13 protein-coding genes and 1 tRNA gene are annotated in these 15,708 nt (G+C 46.1%); 8 read left to right on the top strand and 6 right to left on the bottom strand.

Going from position 1 to position 15,708, the window contains the following annotated elements; genetic code table 11:
• Nucleotides 1-60 precede the first annotated feature (60 nt).
• The 3 genes from BLR32_RS19210 to BLR32_RS19200 form a co-directional block, all read right to left on the bottom strand.
• Nucleotides 61-351 (bottom strand): 2TM domain-containing protein, encoded by a 291-nt coding sequence (locus BLR32_RS19210; protein ID WP_176842343.1) that lies wholly within the window; start codon nucleotides 349-351, stop codon nucleotides 61-63.
• 369 nt (nucleotides 352-720) lie between these two features.
• Nucleotides 721-1,953, bottom strand: coding sequence for an MFS transporter (locus tag BLR32_RS19205; protein ID WP_089834463.1), 1,233 nt, complete (start codon nucleotides 1,951-1,953; stop codon nucleotides 721-723).
• Between the two features lie 6 nt (nucleotides 1,954-1,959).
• Nucleotides 1,960-2,634: a FadR/GntR family transcriptional regulator gene (locus BLR32_RS19200; RefSeq protein ID WP_089834462.1), complete on the bottom strand. Its 675-nt coding sequence runs from the start codon at nucleotides 2,632-2,634 to the stop codon at nucleotides 1,960-1,962.
• Between the two features lie 157 nt (nucleotides 2,635-2,791).
• On the opposite strand from BLR32_RS19200, the gene BLR32_RS19195 reads away from it, so the two are divergent.
• The 5 genes from BLR32_RS19195 (at nucleotide 2,792) to BLR32_RS19175 (ending at nucleotide 6,829) form a co-directional block, all read left to right on the top strand.
• Nucleotides 2,792-3,442: a tetratricopeptide repeat protein gene (locus tag BLR32_RS19195; protein WP_089834461.1), complete on the top strand. Its 651-nt coding sequence runs from the start codon at nucleotides 2,792-2,794 to the stop codon at nucleotides 3,440-3,442.
• Nucleotides 3,443-3,582: 140 nt separating this feature from the next.
• Entirely contained in the window at nucleotides 3,583-4,158 is a 576-nt protein-coding gene (locus tag BLR32_RS19190) for a MarC family protein (RefSeq protein WP_176842342.1), read from the top strand.
• Between the two features lie 84 nt (nucleotides 4,159-4,242).
• Nucleotides 4,243-4,314, top strand: a tRNA-Arg gene (locus BLR32_RS19185).
• Between the two features lie 85 nt (nucleotides 4,315-4,399).
• Nucleotides 4,400-5,218, top strand: coding sequence for an AraC family transcriptional regulator (locus BLR32_RS19180; RefSeq protein WP_089834460.1), 819 nt, complete (start codon nucleotides 4,400-4,402; stop codon nucleotides 5,216-5,218).
• 39 nt (nucleotides 5,219-5,257) lie between these two features.
• Nucleotides 5,258-6,829: an FAD-dependent monooxygenase gene (locus BLR32_RS19175; protein ID WP_089834459.1), complete on the top strand. Its 1,572-nt coding sequence runs from the start codon at nucleotides 5,258-5,260 to the stop codon at nucleotides 6,827-6,829.
• A 44-nt stretch (nucleotides 6,830-6,873) separates the two neighbouring features.
• Here BLR32_RS19175 and BLR32_RS19170 read toward each other — a convergent pair whose 3' ends face one another.
• Together BLR32_RS19170 and BLR32_RS19165 are read right to left on the bottom strand one after the other, a co-directional pair.
• On the bottom strand, nucleotides 6,874-7,788 hold the full coding sequence (locus tag BLR32_RS19170; RefSeq protein WP_089834458.1) for a glycosyltransferase family 2 protein: 915 nt from the start codon (nucleotides 7,786-7,788) through the stop codon (nucleotides 6,874-6,876).
• Nucleotides 7,789-7,978: 190 nt separating this feature from the next.
• On the bottom strand, nucleotides 7,979-8,518 hold the full coding sequence (locus BLR32_RS19165; protein ID WP_089834457.1) for an SRPBCC family protein: 540 nt from the start codon (nucleotides 8,516-8,518) through the stop codon (nucleotides 7,979-7,981).
• A 192-nt stretch (nucleotides 8,519-8,710) separates the two neighbouring features.
• On the opposite strand from BLR32_RS19165, the gene BLR32_RS19160 reads away from it, so the two are divergent.
• From BLR32_RS19160 to BLR32_RS19150, 3 genes are read left to right on the top strand one after another with little or no spacing between them, the layout of a single operon-like run.
• Nucleotides 8,711-10,180 carry a DUF3375 domain-containing protein gene (locus tag BLR32_RS19160; protein WP_089834456.1) on the top strand — a complete coding sequence of 490 codons (1,470 nt, stop codon included), beginning with the start codon at nucleotides 8,711-8,713 and terminating at the stop codon, nucleotides 10,178-10,180.
• A 14-nt stretch (nucleotides 10,181-10,194) separates the two neighbouring features.
• The gene (locus tag BLR32_RS19155; protein WP_089834455.1) at nucleotides 10,195-10,788 is read left to right on the top strand and encodes a DUF4194 domain-containing protein; all 594 of its coding nucleotides are present in this window, start codon (nucleotides 10,195-10,197) and stop codon (nucleotides 10,786-10,788) included.
• A gap of 30 nt (nucleotides 10,789-10,818) precedes the next feature.
• The gene (locus BLR32_RS19150) at nucleotides 10,819-14,220 is read left to right on the top strand and encodes an ATP-binding protein (protein WP_089834454.1); all 3,402 of its coding nucleotides are present in this window, start codon (nucleotides 10,819-10,821) and stop codon (nucleotides 14,218-14,220) included.
• Nucleotides 14,221-14,291: 71 nt separating this feature from the next.
• Here BLR32_RS19150 and BLR32_RS19145 read toward each other — a convergent pair whose 3' ends face one another.
• Nucleotides 14,292-15,452 (bottom strand): iron-containing alcohol dehydrogenase, encoded by a 1,161-nt coding sequence (locus BLR32_RS19145; RefSeq protein ID WP_089834453.1) that lies wholly within the window; start codon nucleotides 15,450-15,452, stop codon nucleotides 14,292-14,294.
• Between the last annotated feature and the right edge of the window lie 256 nt (nucleotides 15,453-15,708).

The raw sequence follows: 15,708 nt of genomic DNA, 5'->3' as shown, positions 1-15,708 counted from the left end.
TCTGTCTTACGTGGTGTACCTTTTATAAAGGCGATGGAATTTATAAAGGAGGTGGAAGTTTTATATGCCTTTGCGTTGCTTTTCTTCCTGTAATTTTTCATATTCTCTTACTGCATCTCCTGTTGGATCCCGATGCCAGGCGTTAAAATACTGGAACGCCAATGCAAGTCCCCAGCCAATTCCAGGCCATACGGGCCATGGTGTGCCGCCATGTTCATAAGCTCCTGTCGCCAGCCAGACTGCCCACAAAAAAGCATTTGTGACAAGGTAGATAATAAGCGAAGTTTTGAACTTGGCTCTCGCCTGAGCAATTTTCCAAAGTTGTTGGTCGCGTTGAGAATTTGGTTCCATATGTATAAGATTTAAGCCCCGATTAAATGTAATGATTTTTCCTGAATAGTACCAGTAGGCAGAGGGGGAGCAATAAAAAAGAGGCAAAAACATTGTCCAGCCTGGAACTGCAATGTTATTTCAGCAGCACGACATAATTTTGGTTAACGACCTGATGGACAGACTGCATAACGCGATACAAAATATTTTCCCGGCATTCCACGAATCACATATAAACATATTGGTTAAACTTCATTGCATATACATATAAAGATTGTGTCTTAATGGTTATTTAATTGATGAAACCCAGAGCGTTTTATCTAATAATGCACTCACCAGTCCCAGGTGACAAAAAATCCTTTTTGCCAACAGGGACTGGTGAGCTGGTTTTTATTTCGATTTACCGGCGCGTTCCACATCAGGAAGCAGGCCCGTAAGCAGACCTATTAAAGGCAGATACGCACATACATCAAATACATAGGCAATGCTTGTCTTGTCAGCCAGTTTTCCCAGTAATGCAGATCCGATACCACCCATACCAAATGCAAGCCCGAAGAACAATCCGGCGATCATTCCTACCTTACCCGGTACCAGTTCCTGTGCATAAACGAGTATAGCGGAAAAGGCAGATGACAGGATCACGCCAATAAATACACTAAGCACAGATGTCCATAACAGGTTAGCGTGTGGCAGTAAGAGCGAGAACGGCGCCACTCCCAGTATAGATATCCAGATCACATACTTGCGACCTATACGGTCGCCTACCGGACCTCCGATGAAAGTACCTGCTGCAATGGCAAACAGGAAGATGAAGAGATATACCTGAGCGCTTGCTACAGACACATGAAACTTATCAATGAGATAGAAGGTATAGTAGCTGGTCATACTGGCCATGTAAAAGTACTTCGAAAAGATCAGCACCAGTAATATGCCCAGTGCAAAGATGACTTTTCCCTTTGGTAACTGGGTATGTGTTGCAGCATCCGTACTCTTCGATTTACTACGGATACGATGTGTATTATTCTTATACCATGATCCGATGTTGATCATCACCACGATAGCCAGTAAAGCGGCCAGTGAGAACCAGCTGATGCTGGACTGTCCTTTCGGTACAATGATCATCGCGGCGAGTAGTGGACCCAGTGAGCTGCCTGCATTTCCTCCCAGTTGAAAAAGCGATTGCGCCATACCATGTTTGCCACCGGAAGCCATATAGGCCAGGCGGGAAGCCTCAGGGTGGAAGATGGAGGAGCCTACGCCCACCAGTGCTACAGACAAGAGTACCAGGTAAAAATGGTGCGCCTGGGAAAGACTGATCAGTCCCAGTAAGGTAAAGCCCATGCCGATGGCAAGAGAATACGGCTTAGGATTTTTGTCTGTATAAAACCCTACAAGTGGCTGCAGCAGGGAGGCCGTAAGCTGATAGGTGAGTGTGATCAGTCCTATCTGGCTGAAAGAAAGCTTAAGAGAGTCTTTTACGATAGGGTAGATGGCGGGTATCAGTGACTGTATGGTGTCATTGATCAGGTGCGAGAAGCTGAGCGCGATCAGAATAGAAAATACGGTATTCTGCGCGGCTTGCTGTGCCTGCGCCTTAGCGGTTTCCTGTATTGTTTTTTCCATGACTTTTTACTTTGCTGGCTCGTCGTTATTATGTTGGGTAATACGTTGCGCCCATTGCCAGGCCTTTTGTGCATCCTGGGCAATGATGCTGTTTAAAAGGTTCTTATGCAGATGCTGGGTTTCTCTAAAACTCTCAGCATTTTTGAACTGCGCTATAAAGTGATTTTTCAGGTGATGCGCTACCGTTTTATAGAGGTCGGTCAGGATACTGTTGCCCGACGCCTCCGCAATAGCGACGTGGAAATTGATATCAGCCTCAATGGCGCCGGCTGTATCATCTGCGGCAGCAGTGTCCTTTCTCTTTTTCAGATATACCTCTATTTTATCAATGTCTTCTGCGGTTCTGTTGACTGCAGCCTTCTGCGCTATCTTCATTTCCAACAGCTGTCGTACTTCATCCAGATCATCCACCGCGGCCCGTTTTATCCGTTGAGGGAAAGGCTCTTCAATACCGGCACTGGCTTCCACAAAGGTGCCCAACCCCTGCTGTACACGTAACACACCGCTGTTGGCCAGTATACGCACCGCTTCCCGAATAGACGACCGGCCTACACCGTAGGCCTGCATTAAGGCAGGTTCTGTGGGTAACTTCTCTCCCGGCTTATATGTACCGAGGGATATCTGTTCCTGTAACCGCTGGGCTACTTCGTCGGCAAGGCTGTTTCTCTTAATAGAAGTCATAAGCTACATCATCATATCATCTGATGATTCAAAGGTAAGTAATCTCCTGATATCTCACATCTTTTTTTATTTATCTTTGCGCCTCTTATAAGAAATAAGCTATAAAACGTGCAACTTTGTAAGGGGTTCCACCTGATTTTTAAAACAAGATTCACAAATGAAAGCATTTAACTTTTTTGTTCTATATCGTCTGCCATTGGGTATTATCTTCCTGTTAGGTGGTATTGCGCTGGGAATAACCGTAGGTTGGTGGGAAGCTACTATTCTGCTGCTGATCGGTGTGGTATGTCTGGTTACGCATTTCATGTTCGGTCCTATGAGGCTGGTACAGGAAGCAGTAGAAGCCGGTGATATTGACAAGGCGATGGGAATGATGAACAAGATCGCTTTCCCTAAACTGCTGTATAAGCCAATCCGCTCTGTGTATTACTTCATGCAGAGTAACATGGCGATGTACAATAAAGACCTGGATAAAGCGGAAGCTACTATCCGCCAGAGTATTAAATCCGGTAGCCCGATGAAGGAATACGAAGGCATGCAATACTTTCAGCTGGGTACTATCGCTTACCAGAAAAATGACATGAAGGAAGCTGACCAGAACCTGAAGAAAGCGGTACGAATGGGGCTGCCTGACAAAGAGAATACCGCTGCTGCACTGCTTACCCTGGCTTCCATTGCCATGAGCCGCAGGGACTTTAAAACAGCAAAAGATTACTTCCGCAGGGCAAAGGCGCAAAAGCCAACTACTGCGCAGATAGTAAGCCAGATAAAAGAAATGGACAAATACATCTCCCGTATGCCCGGTTGATGACCTGCTTATAACAGAAAAGGCGTCCTGTTCATACGGGACGCCTTTTTTATTGCCATAATTATTCGTATCTATGAGATACATATTGCAATATGTAATAATCAATTAAATCATATTTTTGTTTAAAAGACGCTACTCCTATGTTCGGTTTGTTCAGTTTTGACCAGATTCTGGCTATTACCTTCACCCTTTTTGCTGTTATTGATATTGTGGGATCTATTCCAGTACTGATCTCGCTGAAGGAAAAGCTGGGCCATATTGACTCCGGAAAGGCTACCATCGCCTCAGGTTTTCTGATGGTGCTGTTCCTGCTGGTGGGAGAGCCATTTCTGAACCTGTTGAGTGTGGATGTTCACTCCTTCGCGGTGGCAGGTTCCATTGTGATCTTTGTGATTGGTCTGGAAATGATCCTCGGGGTAGAGTTTTTCAAGAGTGAGAAAGATACTAAAACGGGTAGCCTGATTCCCATTGCCTTCCCGCTGATAGCCGGTTCCGGTACCCTGACCACCATTATGTCGCTCAAAGCCAACTATGATGAAACGAATATCCTGGCGGGCATCCTTCTGAACCTCGTGATCATCTACATCGTGTTGCGCTCTCTGAGCTGGATAGAACGTATCCTGGGTAAAGCGGGACTGATGGTGGTACGTAAGTTCTTTGGCGTGATCCTGCTGGCTATTGCCGTGAAGATCTTCAAGAGCAACCTGAATCTGTGATTGAAAATAAGTAGAGGGGCTTTTGTAATTGATCACCAAATACATTAGTTTTGCCTTCCTTTCCTGGTGAACAGGATGGCTTCCGGCCTCGTAGTACAATGGATAGTATAAGAGTTTCCGAAGCTCCAGATACAGGTTCGATTCCTGTCGAGGCTACAAGAGCGGCATATCTCAGATTAAGTTCTGTATGCCGCTTTTTTCTTGCCTGGAAACTGGTAATTGAACATGCATATCTTTCAAAATGCTGCATCAAGAATTTGAATCTCCTGAAGAACTACGCGATACTATTAAGTGCTTTTGGTATAACATGGGAGACTTCGGAGAGCAGGAATCGGGTTTTAAGGTGCTACCTGATGGCTACGCGGAAATTATTTTCCACTTTGGAAGCGGTTGTAGCATTGCTAACAATGGCGCCCTGGAGCCATTGCCATCACCGTTTATGGTTGGGCTGCTCAATCAGCCAGCCCTTTTTTATGCAAAGAACCGTTTAGAGATCATTGGTATCAGGTGTTTTCCCTGGACCGTATTTGATTTACTCGGACTGTCATCCGGTAAAGATGGGGTACGCATATTTGAGCATCCCATTGCTCAGCTTCAACCCGCGTTAAATGAGTGTATACTCGCCGGTAAGATAGATGAAGCGGTGGCCCTGGTAAAACAGTATTTCCTGGATGCACGCTCGCGGATTCCTGCTGACAGTATGCTATTCAAAGCGGGAGTTGCCATGAGAAAAGCAGCAGGTACCCTGCCGGTAAGCCAGGTAGCGGCAGCAGCACATGCAACGGTTCGTACATTAGAAAGGAACTTCAAACAATCTTCCGGCTATACGGTGAAAGACGTGTCTGGTCTGATACGCTTTGAGCAGGTACGGAACCGTTTATGGACGTATCCGGATTCGAACATTGCCGGCCTGGCTCATGAACTGGGCTATACAGACCAATCCCACTTAAGCAGAGACTTCAAACGTTATAGTGGCACTACACCTGCCGCATTCGCCCGGAAAGCAAAGAAAGCGAAGAAGACTGTAAACGGCGATTTTGTCGCGTTTATACTAGCCTGAGGCGAGAGCTTTCCGGAATTTTGTGTCTCAATCATTCTTATGAAAGAGACACTTGAAAACAAGCAATCGACACAAAATCACACTATTTACGATGTAATCATTTCCGGCGCAGGACCGGTAGGTTTGTTCCTCGCATGTGAACTGGCGCTGGCAAAATGTTCGGTCCTGATACTGGAAAAGGCAACGGATCCTCACACTCCATTGAAGCGACTTCCTTTCGGGATGCGTGGACTCTCAGCGCCTTCTGTTGAAGCGCTTTACCGCCGTGGGTTGCTGGATGCGCTTGAAGTCCATAAACGCATTAAAGCTCCTCATATGACTTCTACTTCCGGACAAGCTGCAAAACCTCAGAAGGGAGGACACTTCGCCGGCATTCAATTTAATGACGCCAATATTGACACTTCACAGTGGAAGTATCGCCTGCAAAGCTCGACCGAGACTAATTTGTTGTCTGAACTGGAGGAGGTTGAAACCATCCTTTCCCGTCGTGCAGAAGCCCTGGGCGTAGTAATCAGGAGAGGATTTGCGGTTACTGGCTTTCAGCAAACCGGGGATGCAGTAATGGTTCAGTCAGGTGATGAGTCTTTTACAGGTAAATGGCTCGTAGGCTGCGATGGAAGCCGTAGCACGGTTCGGAAAACAGGCGGTTTTGAATTCGCTGGTACGGAGCCTGAATTTACCGGCTACTCTGTTCTGGCTGACATTACCGACCCGGAGAAGCTCGGTATGGGCCGCAATATGACACCAACCGGTATGTATCTCCAATCCCAGCCAGGCTACCTGATCATCCAGCATTTTGATGGCGGGGCATTTCATAATGCAGGTAAACCCATCACACTGGAACATGTGCAGGAGGTGCTACGCCTTGTCTCGAATACCGACGTGACTATCAGTGCGCTGCATGTCGCAACTACCTGGGCAGACCGCGCGCGGCAAGCCACTACTTATCGTAACGGACTGGTACTTTTGGCTGGTGATGCCGCACATATTCATTCGCCATTAGGTGGTCAGGGACTTAATCTCGGCTTGGGCGATGCCATGAATCTGGGTTGGAAGCTTGCTGCTACCATTAAAGGGAAGGCGCCGGAAGGCTTGCTGGACACTTATTACGCAGAACGGCATCCAATTGGGGCACAGGTGTTGGATTGGTCACGCGCGCAGGTAGCCATCATGAAACCGGACCCACATGCCCGCGCTCTGCACGCAATTATCCGCGACCTTATGAATACACGCGATGGCGTCACTTATTTCGCAGGAAGGGTATGGGGTATTCATACACATTACAATCTCGGTGGCACTCACCCTCTCACAGGCCACAGTGTTCCCAACTTTGAGTTTGAAGATGGAACAACAATTGGTGAACTGATGCACGATGGTCAGGCGATACTGCTTGATTTTAGTATGAATGCTTCGCTTAAAACCCTGGCGAGTGAATACAAAGATCGGATCAGATATATTTCAGGTAATGTAAAAGAGCGATTAGGCATAAACGCTGCACTGATACGCCCTGATGGTATTGTTGCCTGGGCTGCCGACAGTGATCCGGATTACAACGAGCTCCAACAGGCTGCCGCCCGCTGGTTTATTTGCAATGCTGAAATTAAGCATTAAAAAAGCGAATGGTTGGAGTAGTACTACTTGCAGATATGCTGCATTTACGCATGCGGCCTCATTTTGAAGAACATCTTTACACAAAAGAGGAACTTCCTGAATGCATTTCGTTTCTTCATCCCAAGGAAATAACGCTGGTGTCTGAAGAACAGTAGCATGCGTTTGAAGTTGTTCGACAGAGAATAACTTTCATAGCTCTCGTATAGCTCCTGGAAGATCTTTCTTTCTTTATCCAGGGCGGCCGGACAGGCATCACGGAACATGCTGAATATTGTTCTCGTATCCCTGAGTTTTGCCTTTTTATCAAGCTTCCCGCCGGTAATATTGGAAGTGTGTTGCCTCCATTGTACAAATGCAGTATTGATGTATTGGATCTCGCCATGTAATGTGGCAAAGAAGGGCAGCCAGAGGTCATAGGCGGCCTCAGTTGGATAAGGCATGGCTGCTACTGCGATAGCCCTTTTCATGATGAGGGAATGGCCTGCTACGCAGTTGTCTGTGGCAAAATACAGGCAGCTGTCAAAAGGAGTCTGGTGCTTAAGGTCGGAATGTTTCCAGAGCGGCTGAAGATCCTCAGATACCAGCTGAGAATCGCTATAGATCATAGGATGGTCTCCTATGGCATTCATTAACAATGCGGTCTTTTCAGGTTTCCATATGTCGTCCTGGTCGGAGAATGAAATGTATTCCCCCGTTGCGAGGCTTACCGCTTTTTCAAAGTTCCTGGTGTAACCGAGATTGGAAGCATTCCGGAATACACGGATATGGCTATGCTTAGCGGCATACCTTTCGAGGATCTCAAAAGTGTTATCCTTACTGCAGTCATCTACAGCCACAATCTCAATATTGGGATAGGTTTGCGCAAGCAGCGAATCCATTTGTGCTTCCAGGAATTTTGCTCCGTTGTAGGTAGCCATCACTATTGATACCAGGGGAAGCTGTTTTATTTCGCCAGACATAGAAAAAGAAGAGTACTATTAAAAAAGCCCGGTATTACCCGGTTCAGCGGCGTAAAAGTATTGATATTATTCAGATTTGCATAGAAAACAGTCTGTGAGCCATTGCTAAAACAGCCTCGTCTGTATGCTGAAATAAAAAGGCGCTGAGGATAGTCAGATCTATCATCAGCACCATATTCAGCCAGTTGGATTATTTCTCTAAGTTCGATTTCAGGTTGGTAAGTCCTGTCTGCAGGTCATCCCCGATCATTTTCTCAAAGTCCATGAATAACAGCATCAGGTTCATAGGATAATTCATATGCCCGTCAAAGCCCCATTTTACCTTCGTGGATGTAGGTGAAACGGTTTCAGTCTGCATATACGCCTGTTCGGTAGATTCAAAGGGTTTATAGAAACGTAATTCAAAATCAACCCTTTCGCCTTCAGCAATTTTTTTGATTTCCTGTTCACCTTTACCCACGTCTTTCTTTTCACTATCCCAGGCGGAAACAAAGCCAACCGTGCCATCAGTGCCTGTATAGGTCTTTTTCATGGCAGGGTCCATCATGGCCCATTTACTGTAGTTGTCCTGATTTTTCAGGTGTTTGATGTAGTCAAAAACTTCCTGTTTGGGTTTATTGACCACTATCTCCCGTTCAACGCCGTATTTCTTTTTAGTGAAGGCCGCAAGGATCAGCACAATAGCGATCAGAACGACAATGACCAGCAGGATTTTCTTTAATGCTTTCATGTGAATGTAGGTTTAAGTGACGCGAAATGGCTTCGTAGCCTTTTTGATTTGTATCAACAACGTAAAGTAGGAATTGTTTTTGGCATAGTTTGTCTTATTCCTGCCATAACATGCACCTGATAAGCTCCCATTATCCACATCCGTTCTCAAATCCATTTTTTTTCTCCAACTTACAGACCTTTGGGGATTTTTATGAATAAAGACGATCTATATTGGTTAATATCCACCTCGCCAGCTATACAGATGTTGCGGTTGCGTAATACGCACTGGATCTTACCCTTCTTATATGGTGTTTTTAAAGAGGAGAACAGATTTTCTATTTCTGAGGTACAGCTGGTACGCCTGCTGGCCGAAACCCTTGGCCAACAGGACGATGGAACCGAAGACCTGGAAGAAGCAAAGATCAACTTTGGAGAGGATGAGGAAACCCGCGCGCGCAAATATATCCTGAACTGGGTACAGAAAAGGCTCCTGCAGGACCTCCCGGATGCAGAGGGGAATACCCAGTACCAGCTCAGCGCCTACACTGAAAAGGTATTCCAGTGGATGCAAACCTTACAACTACGCCAGCACGTAGGTACGGAAAGCCGTTTTAAGCTGTTATTCAATTCCTTACGGGATATAGTAGAGAATACGGAAGACGACAGAGCCAAAAAACTCGAAATACTGAAGAATAAACGGGCAGATATCGACAAGGAGATCAAAGCCCTGGAACTGGGTATTGTGCCAGACAGGTACAATAATGCCCAGGTGGAAGAACGCCTGGAACTGTTTACCCGCCTGTGTTATGAGTTGATCAGCGATTTCCGGGAAGTGGAAGACAATTTCAAGGCCATCCACCGCACTATCGTAGAGCAGCATACCAAGGCTGAACAGAGCAAAGGCGCCATTATCGGGTTTGCTTTCGAAGCGTATGATTCTCTGCGCAATAGTAACCAGGGTAAGAGCTTCTATGCGTTCTGGGACTTCCTGATATCCCGCGCAGGACAAGAAGAATGGCGGCAGCTCACAGACCAGCTGTTGCATACCATGACGGAAAGGAAGATCAGTGGCGATGAACAATTCCTGCAGAATATCAAGTCCATGCTGTTACAGCAGGGCAAAACAGTATACGATGCCAATGATAAAATGGCAGAAAAGCTCAGCCGCATTATCTCTGAAAAAGAAATAGCCAGGCATAGACGTCTGCGTAAGCAGATCAACAATATCAAGGAATTTGTCTTCGACCTGATCGAAGAAGATGACAATATTGATTGTGGCATTACTTTGGATGATAGTGTCGGCATCCGGATGGTAATGGAAAAGAAACTGGCGCTGGAACAAAAGAAAACGACTGTCGAAGTAAAACAACCGGCAAATGCTACAGAGCAGATCGAAGATATCACAAGGTTCAGCAGGATATTGAATACTTCCTTTATCAACCGGAAACAGCTATGGGAGAAAGTGGAACATGCATTGAAAGATAAGCAGACGGCCACATTGAAAGAGGTACTGGAACATTCTCCGCTGGAGAATGGCCTGGCGGAGATCATCAGTTATTATGATTTCCTGCGCGAGAAAGCCAGCCGTGCATATATCGTGAAAAACACAACAGAGCTGATCCCACTGAATGCGGAACAAACAAAATTTGTAGAAGTTCCCTATTTATTATTTGGTAAATAACAGAGCCGACTATTATGAGTACATCTAAAATATTACCTTATGCATCAGTAGTAGTGAAACTGCTGAAAGGCCCGGTGGAATACGTGGAGAAAGGCGCCTGGGAGAAATTGCTGCAATACAAGGTCGAACTGACCGGTTTCCTGCAGCAACTGGGATTGCTCCTGGTACTGGATGAACAGGATGGCTACGCTTTTGTAAAACATGCACTTTCCGAAGATGATGAGGCTTATGTCAGTTGGACACAGAGACGTTCTTTCAGCTACGAAGAAAGTATCATGCTGGTATTACTGCGCGAGATGATGGCTGAATTCGAGATCAGTGAATCAGCTTCCCGTGAACTCATTAAAAAGCGACGGGAAATAAAAGAATATGCAGAGCTCTTCTTTAAGGAAGGAGCCAGCCGTATCAAATTCCTGAAAGAAATAGACAGGTTAATAGATAAAGTCGAAGAAAGCGGTTTCCTGCATAAGATGGAAAACCATGAAATGATAGACGAGCAGAAATTCAGGATCAGAAAGATCATCAAAGCAAAAGTGGACAGTGAAGCACTGGATAATTTTCAGCAGCAACTGATGGCACATGCCGGAGGTGTTGTACCTGCTGAATAACATACCCTGTAAAAACCTTTTATTAGCACAATGCAGTTAGACGTTTTTAGTACTGATAATCATAAGAGTGGATTCCGCTTGCAATACATGGAAGTATTCAACTGGGGTACATTTGATGAACATATACATAGTATCAAACCTAATGGCGACACCAGCCTGCTGACAGGCGCCAATGGTAGTGGTAAGACCACTTTCATTGATGCCCTGCTGACGCTGATGGTGCCGGAAAAGAAATACCGTTTTTATAACCAGAGTAGTGGTAGTGAAAAGAAGGGCGACAGAACAGAAGATTCCTATGTATTGGGTGGATATGGCATGGTCAATAACGAAGCGACCGGCATCACCAAAACGCTTTACCTGAGAGAGAGTAAGGAAGACGCTTACAGCATCCTGCTGGCCAACTTTGCGAATGAATCTGACCAGGCAGTGACGCTCTTCCAGGTAAGATATTTCGTGAACGGAGACATGCGTAAGATCTTCGGTGTAGCCCATCGTGCTATGCATATCGCTGATGATTTCAGTCCCTTTGATCTGGGTGGCAACTGGAAACGCCGTATCGATCAGTTATACAACAGGGGAGGACGCAGACAGGTAGAGTGGTTTGACGCTGCCAGCAAATATGCACAGCGTATGGTAGATGCCCTGGGTATGCAAAGTATACAGGCATTACAGCTGTTCAACCAGACAGTAGGTATCAAGGTATTGGGGAACCTGGATGACTTCATCCGTACCAATATGCTGGAACCCCGCAATATGGAAGAACAGTTCCAGGACCTGAAGAAACACCTCACTACCTTGCTGGATGCCCAGCGTAATATAGAAAAGGCAGAAGAGCAGATCCGCCTGCTGGAGCCTGTGAGGGAGCACTATGAGAACTTTTCTTCCTATCAGACTACTATCACACAGCTGAAACAGGAGCTAAACACAGCTACCATCTGGAACAGCTTTACGAGGAATCAGTTACTGACACAGGCATTGCTTGAACGCCGGCAGGAAGTGCAGTCGCTGCGGAAGAAAATAGAAGAGACGAAGATCAATATGGCTGACCTGCTGGAACAGGAACGTACAACCCTGAACCTGCTGGAACAAAATAAAGCCGGGCAACGTTTACAACAACTGGAAAAAGAGATCCAGGACCTGGAACGGAAGCGCGAGGAAACAGAAGAGAACCTGAAGGAATTTTCTGCCTGGTGTGACACTTTGCACCTGAAGGAAGAGAACCTGAATGACGAAGCAACTTATCAGCGGATACTGAAGGAAGTACATCGTAGCTCCCTGAAACTGGAAACAGAACAGCGCCTCAATGAAGAAGACGAATACAGTGCCAAAAGGGTAAAGGAACGTGCAGAGAGTGAAAAGGAAACGTTGGAGAAAGAGATAGAGATGTTGCACCAGTCACGCAACAACATCCCTTCGCACCTGGTAGCACTGCGTAAAGAGATCTGTAATAACCTGAAGATTGATGTGAGTGAGATATTGTTTGCAGGGGAACTGATCCAGGTGAAAGCAGAGGAAATTGAATGGCAGCCCGCCCTGGAAAAACTGTTACACTCGTTCTCACTGCGCCTGCTGGTGCCTGAGAAACATTACAAGAAGGTAACTTCCTACGTAAACAATAACGACCTGCGTACGCGCCTGATCTATTATCAGATCAAGGAGTCAGCATTGACGCTGTATCCTGAAGATGATACCGTATATCATAAACTTGATTTCCATCCCGATCATAAATTAAGTCCCTGGGTACAACAACAAGTCATCCAGCAGTTCAGCTATGTGTGTGTGAATGATGAGAAAGCGCTGCAACGTCACGATATGGCTATTACTGTGGAAGGTCTGATCAAGAACCGTGACAGGCATGAAAAGGATGACAGGAGTCACAGCAACGATGCTTCCCGCTATGTAATGGGTTGGAACAATGAACGTAAAAAAGATGCGCTGATCTCCAAAAGGAATAAACTGAATGAAGCGCTTACTGCATCTAACGAGATCCTGCAGACCTGTAAGTCAAGGTCCGCCCGTTTACAGAAACAATTCTATGCAGTAGGTCGTCTGAAAGAACATAAAGGATTTGACGAGATCAATGTTGCTAAGATCCAGAAGAGTATCCGTAAGGCGCAGGAGCAGATAGGTTCACTGACGGATGAGAACCAGGAACTGGATGCACTGAAACAACAATTGCTGGACATCGAGAGGCAGAAGGAAGATAATGGGGAAGCGCAGGCAATGCTCATCAGGAATGAAGCGCTGGAACAGCGTAACATCGCCGATATGGAAGAAGAGCAACAGGCCATGCAACACCTGTTACAGCACATTACTGAAACAGATAAGGATGAACTGCTGAACTTCCAGCAACAGCATAGTCACCTGTTAGGTAATGTGACATTGGAGAACATTGCTGCCATCTATAAATCTCTCCGCGAGAACAAGGAGCAGGATCTCAAGCTGGCCGAAGATGCCCGTCATAAGGAAGAGGTAATGCTGAACAGAAGTATTAACCGTTTGAAGAGTCCTTCTGCAGAGGTAATACAGAAGTTCCCTGACTGGATAGCGGATGTACAGGCATTCTCTGATGATGCTGTACATGCTACGGAGTATATCGAATGGCTGAATAAGCTGACCAACGATAATCTGCCAGGATTCAAGAAGGACTTCGAAAGCTATATCAACGTTACGATCACTTACAAGATCGGCGGACTGAATGAGGAAATGGAGAAGTGGGAGCGTGATATCTCCAATACAATACAGAAGCTGAACCACTCACTGAGCGGTATTAACTTCAACCGCCTGCCGGATACTTATATCCAGCTGGTGAAAAGACCGGTAGCTTCCGGCTCAGAAGCAAGGGAATTCAAAGGGCGTTTGCTGGATGCGTTGCCACAGGCAGCTAACTGGCAGCAGAGCAGCTTTGAAGAGAAGGCACAGCATTTCCGGGAAAAGGTAATGCCGCTCATTGCAGCATTGGATGAGAGCGAAACCTATCGTGCCCGCGTACTGGATGCCCGTAACTGGTTTGAGTTCTGGGCGGATGAGCGTTTCAGGGAAACGAATGAATCCAAGAAGATATACAGGCAGATGGGACAGTTGTCGGGTGGTGAAAAAGCGCAGCTGACATATACAATTCTCTGTAGTGCTATTGCTTACCAGTTTGGTATCACGCGGGAAGGGAAGAATGCACGCAGCCTGCGGTTCATTGCTGTGGATGAGAGCTTCAGTAACCAGGATGAGGAAAAAGCAACTTACCTGATGGAGCTTTGTAAGCAGCTGCACCTGCAATTGCTGGTGGTAACACCGAGCGATAAGATCCAGATTGTACAGCATTTCATTGCACATGTACACCTGGTGCAGCGTGTGAATGGGCGTCACAGTGTGCTGTATAACATGACAGTGAAAGAGTTGCAGGACAAGATGGAAGATAAGCAGGTAGCAGTCTGATACACGGCACTATAAATAAAAACTCCGTCAGTCATCCTTATAAGGGAGCGTAGACGGAGTTTTTTATTTCTCTAGTAGCTCATTTCTACGATCTTCTCAACGTCATCGGGTGTTAATGACTTTCTCTCACCCAGGCCATTCCAGCCTCTTTCTGTGAATCTCCGGGAGATGATCTGAGCTGTTCCTTCATACAATCCGGTATACTCAGATAGTCTTGTGTCGATATCCAGGGAATGAAAGAATTCTTCCGTCATCTTTATGCCGGCGGTAGCCTGTTCTTCGAGACTCATAGCTGTTACATTCCAGACACGTTCAGCGTATTGTGCCAGTTTCTCTTTTTTACCGTCGAAGTTATAGCGGTAATGGGAGGGCGCAATAATAGCCAGTGTTCTGGCATGATCTATTCCGAACATGGCAGTCAGTTCATGTCCCATGGCATGTATCGCCCAATCGGTAGGCACGCCTTTCTGTATCAGGCCATTGAGGGCCATGGTGCAGCTCCACATAAAATTAGCGGCAGCTTCGTAATCTGAAGGGTCTTTTATTACCCTTGGAGCTACCTCAATGAGTGTCTGCATGATACTTTCTGCAATCCTGTCCTGCAGCAGGGCGCCGGCAGGATAGGTCATGTATTGTTCCAGTACATGTGTGAACGCATCTGTAATGCCATTGGCCAGCTGACGCTTAGGAATAGAAGCCACTACTGTTGGGTCCAGCACGGAGAACTGCGGGAATAGTCCGGGGCCGCCCATGGAGAATTTCTCCTGTGTTTCTTTCCTGCTGATCACCGCGCCGGAGTTCATTTCTGAAGCTGTGGCCGGCAGTGTAAGGACGGTACCGAATGGCAGTCCTTTTTTGGTAACGATCTTTTTGGAGAGGATATCCCAGGGGGTGTCGCCTTCATAAAGAGCAGCAGAAGAGAGGAATTTTACACCGTCAATAACGGAGCCGCCACCGACTGCCAGCATAAAGTCGATCTTTTCATCTTTGATCACTTTGAGGGCCTTCAGTAATACCTCGTATTCGGGGTTGGCGGGAATACCGCTGAATTCCAGTACGGTAAATCCCTGTAAGGCATCTTTTACCTGATCATAAATACCATTCTGTTTAATACTGCCACCACCATAAAGCATTAATAATTTTGCTCCGGCAGGGATTTCCTTTGGGAGATTGGCAATCTGTCCTTTGCCAAATAAGATCTTCGTTGGGTTCCTGAATTCAAAGTTTAACATGTGGATGCTGTTTGTTTAGATGTCTGTTGTATAGCTCTTTCTGACGCAAAGTAAATGTAAAACCATGTGCTTTATGATTAACATGCTACCGCAATAAATAGTTGCGGGCAGGTGGAAAATAGGGGTTAAACCCGTTTTAAATGTGTCATAATGGCGAGAAATGCATGTTTGACCTTGTCAATTATGCGCTGCCGGGGACTGCATGCGGCTTTGTTATTATTTGATTATTAATCTGATAAAATATTGACTTAATCAA

Source organism: Chitinophaga filiformis (genome assembly GCF_900102545.1).
Lineage (GTDB): Bacteria > Bacteroidota > Bacteroidia > Chitinophagales > Chitinophagaceae > Chitinophaga > Chitinophaga filiformis.
Note: the sequence above shows the minus strand (reverse complement) of the source record. Positions and strands in the feature narration are given on the sequence as shown.

What these genes read in the sequence shown, in the direction of transcription:
- BLR32_RS19160 (WP_089834456.1), top strand. Translation starts at nt 8,711, where the DNA reads ATGAATAAAGACGATCTATATTGGTTAATATCCACCTCGCCAGCTATA.
- BLR32_RS19200 (WP_089834462.1), bottom strand. Translation starts at nt 2,634, where the DNA reads ATGACTTCTATTAAGAGAAACAGCCTTGCCGACGAAGTAGCCCAGCGG.
- BLR32_RS19190 (WP_176842342.1), top strand. Translation starts at nt 3,583, where the DNA reads ATGTTCGGTTTGTTCAGTTTTGACCAGATTCTGGCTATTACCTTCACC.
- BLR32_RS19210 (WP_176842343.1), bottom strand. Translation starts at nt 351, where the DNA reads ATGGAACCAAATTCTCAACGCGACCAACAACTTTGGAAAATTGCTCAG.
- BLR32_RS19180 (WP_089834460.1), top strand. Translation starts at nt 4,400, where the DNA reads ATGCTGCATCAAGAATTTGAATCTCCTGAAGAACTACGCGATACTATT.
- BLR32_RS19205 (WP_089834463.1), bottom strand. Translation starts at nt 1,953, where the DNA reads ATGGAAAAAACAATACAGGAAACCGCTAAGGCGCAGGCACAGCAAGCC.
- BLR32_RS19145 (WP_089834453.1), bottom strand. Translation starts at nt 15,452, where the DNA reads ATGTTAAACTTTGAATTCAGGAACCCAACGAAGATCTTATTTGGCAAA.
- BLR32_RS19175 (WP_089834459.1), top strand. Translation starts at nt 5,258, where the DNA reads ATGAAAGAGACACTTGAAAACAAGCAATCGACACAAAATCACACTATT.
- BLR32_RS19150 (WP_089834454.1), top strand. Translation starts at nt 10,819, where the DNA reads ATGCAGTTAGACGTTTTTAGTACTGATAATCATAAGAGTGGATTCCGC.
- BLR32_RS19155 (WP_089834455.1), top strand. Translation starts at nt 10,195, where the DNA reads ATGAGTACATCTAAAATATTACCTTATGCATCAGTAGTAGTGAAACTG.
- BLR32_RS19165 (WP_089834457.1), bottom strand. Translation starts at nt 8,518, where the DNA reads ATGAAAGCATTAAAGAAAATCCTGCTGGTCATTGTCGTTCTGATCGCT.
- BLR32_RS19195 (WP_089834461.1), top strand. Translation starts at nt 2,792, where the DNA reads ATGAAAGCATTTAACTTTTTTGTTCTATATCGTCTGCCATTGGGTATT.
- BLR32_RS19170 (WP_089834458.1), bottom strand. Translation starts at nt 7,788, where the DNA reads ATGTCTGGCGAAATAAAACAGCTTCCCCTGGTATCAATAGTGATGGCT.